This is a genomic window from Pseudomonas sp. AKS31, from assembly GCF_023634765.1.
In the GTDB taxonomy this organism is placed as follows: Bacteria; Pseudomonadota; Gammaproteobacteria; order Pseudomonadales; family Pseudomonadaceae; genus Aquipseudomonas.
Genome location: NZ_JAMLFX010000002.1, coordinates 436288 through 441510, shown reverse-complemented (window position 1 = coordinate 441510; position 5223 = coordinate 436288). Strand labels below are relative to the sequence as shown.

The 5223-nt window shown below is 60.0% G+C and carries 4 protein-coding genes; 2 read left to right on the top strand and 2 right to left on the bottom strand.

Annotated features, from left to right (window positions below; all coding sequences use genetic code 11):
* The first annotated feature begins 272 nt into the window (after nucleotides 1-272).
* Nucleotides 273-1892, top strand: coding sequence for a J domain-containing protein (locus M9827_RS08080; RefSeq protein ID WP_250604919.1), 1620 nt, complete (start codon nucleotides 273-275; stop codon nucleotides 1890-1892).
* Complete coding sequence (locus M9827_RS08075; RefSeq protein WP_250604917.1) at nucleotides 1889-2887, top strand: DUF3829 domain-containing protein; 999 nt, start codon at nucleotides 1889-1891, stop codon at nucleotides 2885-2887. Before M9827_RS08080 ends, M9827_RS08075 begins: the two co-directional genes overlap by 4 nt.
* A gap of 49 nt (nucleotides 2888-2936) precedes the next feature.
* Here M9827_RS08075 and M9827_RS08070 read toward each other — a convergent pair whose 3' ends face one another.
* Entirely contained in the window at nucleotides 2937-3611 is a 675-nt protein-coding gene (locus M9827_RS08070) for a DUF3313 domain-containing protein (RefSeq protein ID WP_250604915.1), read from the bottom strand.
* A gap of 497 nt (nucleotides 3612-4108) precedes the next feature.
* Nucleotides 4109-5083: a hypothetical protein gene (locus tag M9827_RS08065; protein ID WP_250604913.1), complete on the bottom strand. Its 975-nt coding sequence runs from the start codon at nucleotides 5081-5083 to the stop codon at nucleotides 4109-4111.
* Nucleotides 5084-5223: the final 140 nt, after the last annotated feature.

Below are 5223 nucleotides of genomic sequence, written 5' to 3'. Positions count from 1 at the left end.
GAGTGAAACGAGGCTGCGATCTTTTGATCTCGAAAAGCGAAGGCAAAGGATCGCAGCCTCGTTTCACTCGACAGCTCTTGTCGCCAGTGCGCCGTCCGCTTGCAGGGTCAGTTGGCGGGTGATGCCCGGCAACGCCGGCACCCTGTACTGCCGCTGGTTTGTCGGCCACTAAGCAACAGCTGAGGACTTTTCGACGCGAAACAGGTAGGGTGCGCAAAATCAAAGTGCCATCACCGGACCGCGCCGCAGGTTTTCATGGAGTTGTACACGCAATGAGTTGCTGGACCGTCCTTGGCCTTACGGCCGACGCCGATACGCGCAGTATCAAACGCCAATACGCTGCCCTGCTCAAACAGACCCGCCCGGACGAAGACGCCGAAGGCTTCCAGCGCCTGCGTGACGCCTATGAGCAAGCCCTGCATTACAAGGAATGGGCGCAGGTCAGCGAGGACCACGAGGCTGATGAACCGGCCTGGGACTTGACCGGCCTGACCGTGGTCGAAGTCGATGCCTTGCAACAGGCGACCCGCTCGCTGGCCGACACCAGCCTTGCGCAGTTGCAACAGCGCCATGCCCTCGCCGTTGAGCAAGGTTGCGCGCATATCCTCGAAGAGACCCTGCTGCAGCATTGCATCGAGCACCCGGATACATCGACGCCGATGGTCGATTGGGCGGTGCAGACGTATCACTGGTTCAGTGCCTGGCAGCGCCTGGAACTGGACGAGGAATCGATCGAGCATTTGCTGACGCAACAACGCCAGCGCATCACTCGACCGCTGGCTGACGCTCTCGAATGCGAAGACAGCGAAGCCTTTTTCCAGGCCTACGCCAAGTGCAGCCAATGCCTATGGCTTGACGCTGAAGTACACCGGCAGTGGTTCAACCTGTTCCTGAGCCGCTTGCTGCTGGACAGCGAATACTGGTCCGCCGATATCTTCGAACGGGTGTGTGCCGGCCAGGGCTGGCAATCCGGCCCGGCCAACCGCTGCCCTGCCGATGAATGGAAGCATCTGACCGCTCGCTACGAGGCACCGCTTTTTCTCGCGCAGCAGCGCCAACTCGCCGAAGAGCCGCCCGCCACCGCCGAACACCGCGCCGCCCGCCTGTTGCTCGGCAGCGCCCCGTTCAGCCAGCGTCGCGCATTGGCCCGGCGCCTGCGCGAGAACGATTGGGCGCAATGCCGGCAGTTGAGTTCGGCGCTGTATGCCAATCATCCAAAGGTCTGCGCGGACTTGCCCGGTGGCACCGCGTTCTTCTGGCGCGACTGGGAGCTGAGCCGTGGCGAATGGCCGACGTACCTTGGCGTGGTGCTGGCTTGCCTGATCGGGGCCTTTGTTCACTTCATCCCGCTGGGGCTGCGCGTCACCGGCCTGTTCAATATTTTCATGGTGTCGATCGTGGTGTTTGGCGTAATTGCCGCCGGCCTCAATTGGCTGGCCCACGATCTGGCGCACCGTTATTGGCTGCTGGATGACTGGCTCAGTGCGCGGCTGTGTCCGGGGATCGTGGCGCCATTTGGTGTACTTCGTGACCTGATTCCCTGTTCGCTGATGGTGACCGGCCTCAGTTGGCTTTTCGGCCCTGTCGGCGGCGCGGTCTATGCGACTACGTTAGCGGTCGTCGGTCTGGTTCGGCGGCGCCAGATCGAACCACACGTATCCTGGGAGCAACGCCATCCCCTGCTGAAAATTTGTCTGGCGGTACTCGGCGTTGTCACCCTGGTGATCTTGCTCGGCGTGCTCAATGTGATCGCCAGTCAAGACACGGTGACTCGCAATCAGGGACTGCAACCCTGGGCTGAGCGTTTGTGCAGTCGCCTGCCCGCCAGCGCGGCCGACTGCGGTGCGCCAGCCACCCGTGAGCAGTGGTATGGCGCGGAGGCAAAACCATGAGTTCGAGAACGATGTTTGTCAGTGGTCTGCTGATCGCGCTGCTGGTGATGGGATTGTCAGGGGCAACCACGCCCTTCCTGCAACTCGATCTGTGGCTGGACAATCGCGACGCGCCCGTCACGGCTCAGGCCAACGCGCTTAGTCCGATCATCACCTGCGTCAACCGTGTCGACGTGCATTGGCAGGTGGCCTATGAGCAATACAAAAACCCGAAACCGCCCAAGGATTATTCCGCCGCTAATTGGGTCCCCGAGCCACGGGACTTCGAAGACAGCGATGCGCGCATCGTGCAGGACATCCAAAAGGATGTCTGTCTTTCCAACATGAACCTGAAGCTCGATCTGCTGGGCTATCAACCGGAACTCTCACAACGCTCCCGTGACTATGCGAAAGCGCTGCAAGGCGTGGCAACGGTGTCGATGCCCTCACGATTCGATAGAAGTGCAAGCTTCGTTTCCGTGTTCCCGAACCCGTCGGGGGCCTACCGGGAGCGCTACCAGAGCGCCATCGCTGACTATCTCCGGACGTCGACTGCACTGAGGCACGACCTGGTGGCGCTCGATGTGGCCCAGCGCAGCGAACAACTGAAACGACTGGATGCGCGCATGGGCAAGGAGATCCACTGGTCGCTGCTGGCCTACATGATTCAAGCCCGAGAGACACTGGAATTGCTGGAAGACCGGATGAAACAACGGACCCTGACCCCACAAACCGTGGCCGACACCACCGCCGATCTGCAACTGGCGTGGAATCGCCGTGGGCCCTTCATCGGCCCGCGTGAGCCGGGTTTCCGTAACAAGGACGATGACGCGCGCGAGCTGTGGCGACACATCAATGAGCCAGCGCAGCACTATCTCGACGCCCTGAACACCCTGCACAAGGACTGGCAGGACCACGCCGAACCGCAACGTTTGAGCGACGACTACTACGCCGTCACCCGTGGTTACGACGCCCTGCTCAGCCACTACAACCGTCAGGCACGCGCCAATTTCTGAAGAGCTGCACCGGCCGGACAGTCCTCGCGGACAATCCGGCCGGGGCCACTTATTTGGCGGCCTTGAGCTTCAGATACGACTGACGCAGGTCCGAGGCCCAGCCATCGATCACCGGTTTGACGTCATTCGCGGTCATTGCCTGCGAATCATTTTCCAGCGGCTTGCCGGTGCCTTTGCGCACCACTTGCGCGACGACCTTGTTATTCGCGCCATCGAGAAAAACCGCTTCGGTGGCCAGGGTGGTTTCCTGATCGCGGATACCGCTGGCGGTACTGACCGCTGCGGCGACCAGGGCGATCGGAATCACTTCATAAGCGTGCAGGCCTTCGGTCGAGCTGCTCACGGCAGTGATCGCCGCGCGCACCACAATCACACCCGGGCCGGGGCCGGTGGCCAACGGCAAGTCCTTGCCGATCTCACGCTTGAGCGCCTGATCGTAGTAGGAGGTGATGCCATTGAGGGTCTGCTGGGAGATTTTCGCGGTTGGTTGCGGTTTCGGATAGAGCTGAGTCGGCTCGATGTACACACTGGTGAATTTCTTGACGTCGACCTTCGGATCGATCCAGCGCATCACCTCGGCACCAGACGGGGATTTGGCCTCCTTGAGCTGGCTGTAGTCTTTGAGGAAGCCTGAGTACTCTTTCGGGTCGACGGTTTTGCTGGAACAACCCACCATTGCGACGGTGGCAATGCACAGAGTGCCCATCATCACTGCTAGCTTCATGCTGTAACTCCTGTCAGAAGGCCAAAAACTTTGCCCGGGGGAGATACAGGTATAGCTAAAACCCCAGCAATTGCGATGGCAAAGCACAATATTCACGCAAGGCTGCGCGGCGGATGACGAGCGTGATTTGGCAGCTGTCGAGCATTCGGCACCGCAGCATCGAGCGCCCGGCCATTGCGTGAGCTTCAAGAATCCGCTGCACTGGAGCAAGCCGAGCGAGAACGCCCGCAGGTGCTGTTGCGGGGTGGAAGAAGATGAATATGGGGGGTCCGGCGCTTAAGTGATTGGTGGAGATTGTCTTCCCTCACCCTAGCCCTCTCCCAGAGGTAGAGGGGACCGACCGAGTTGTCTGGCGAGGTACATCGACCTGAAAAATAGAGTCGACTATGGATTCAAAGCCAATCGTTCAGGTCGGTCAATCTCTCCAATATCCCACGGTCAGTCCCCTCTCCCTCCGGGAGAGGGTTAGGGTGAGGGGCTTTTCAGGGTTCACCCCATTACCAGGAAGAAGTCTCACCACTGCGCAACGCCATCTCCCGCCGACTGTTGATGTGCATCGCCTTGATCAGCGACACCGTGCCCACCAGCAGAATCGCTGCGCCCAACAGAAAATCGATGTTGTACAGCTGGAAGTCCTGCACCGGCCCGATCAGCAACACCCGCACGATCGCAGCGCCCAACAACGTGGCAAGGAAGTCGATCCCCGGCTCATTACGGTAAAACACCAGCAGCAACGGCAGGCACAGCACCAGCAGCAGCAATAACACGACAACCTTGAACGAACCCTTACGCTCGACGCTGAAGGCACACTCGTGCGGCCCGTAAGCCTTGTAATCCTCGTCGCGGATCATCGAGTTTTTCTCGTTGATGTAGTCGACGCGGTTGTACTTCTGGATCGGCGTGAAGGTGTTGGACATCTCCATCAGCGTAGTGATGTTCTTGAAGCGCAGGTCGACGCGTTCGCTGCCCTTGAGGTAATAGAGCACCGGTTTATAGCCGTAGCGATAGGTGTCGAAAGGGAATTCGGTGACCTGACCCTGCACACCGATCGGGCGCGGTTCAAGTTCGGCGTAGGCGCTTTTGTTGGTGGCCGACAGGTTGCGGCTCAGCGGCTGCACCTTGACCTGCTCAAGGAAGATCGGCGTGACGCCGTAGGACCACTGCAACGGCTCCAGACGCAGGCGCAGTTCGTTGCGGCTCAGGTCGTAACGGTTGAAGGTGCGTTCCGAAACCACTAGGGAACCGCTGAGCATGAACTCGCCGCGCAGGTTGTTGGTGACGCGCAAGGTCAGTTGATCCTTGCCCAGCAACGCCGCTTCCGTGGACGGTGGCGTGCCACACCACGCCGTGCTTTCGCCGACACCGCCGAGCTGGCCGTCGCGGTTTTCCTTGAATACGTAAAAGTAACTGGCCCACAGCGTCAGCATCAAAAGCACCGCTGTGAGGCCGAGGATTTTTTTGCCCGGACTCACTGATCAGACTCCCTTCTTCGGTTCCATCGTCCAGCCGAAAACCCGCTGGCGACGGCGACTCTACCAAAAGGCCACCATCGACCCAAGGGAAAATGCCCGATTCATCAGGTTTCTAGGGGTTTCCCCGGTGTACATCGAAG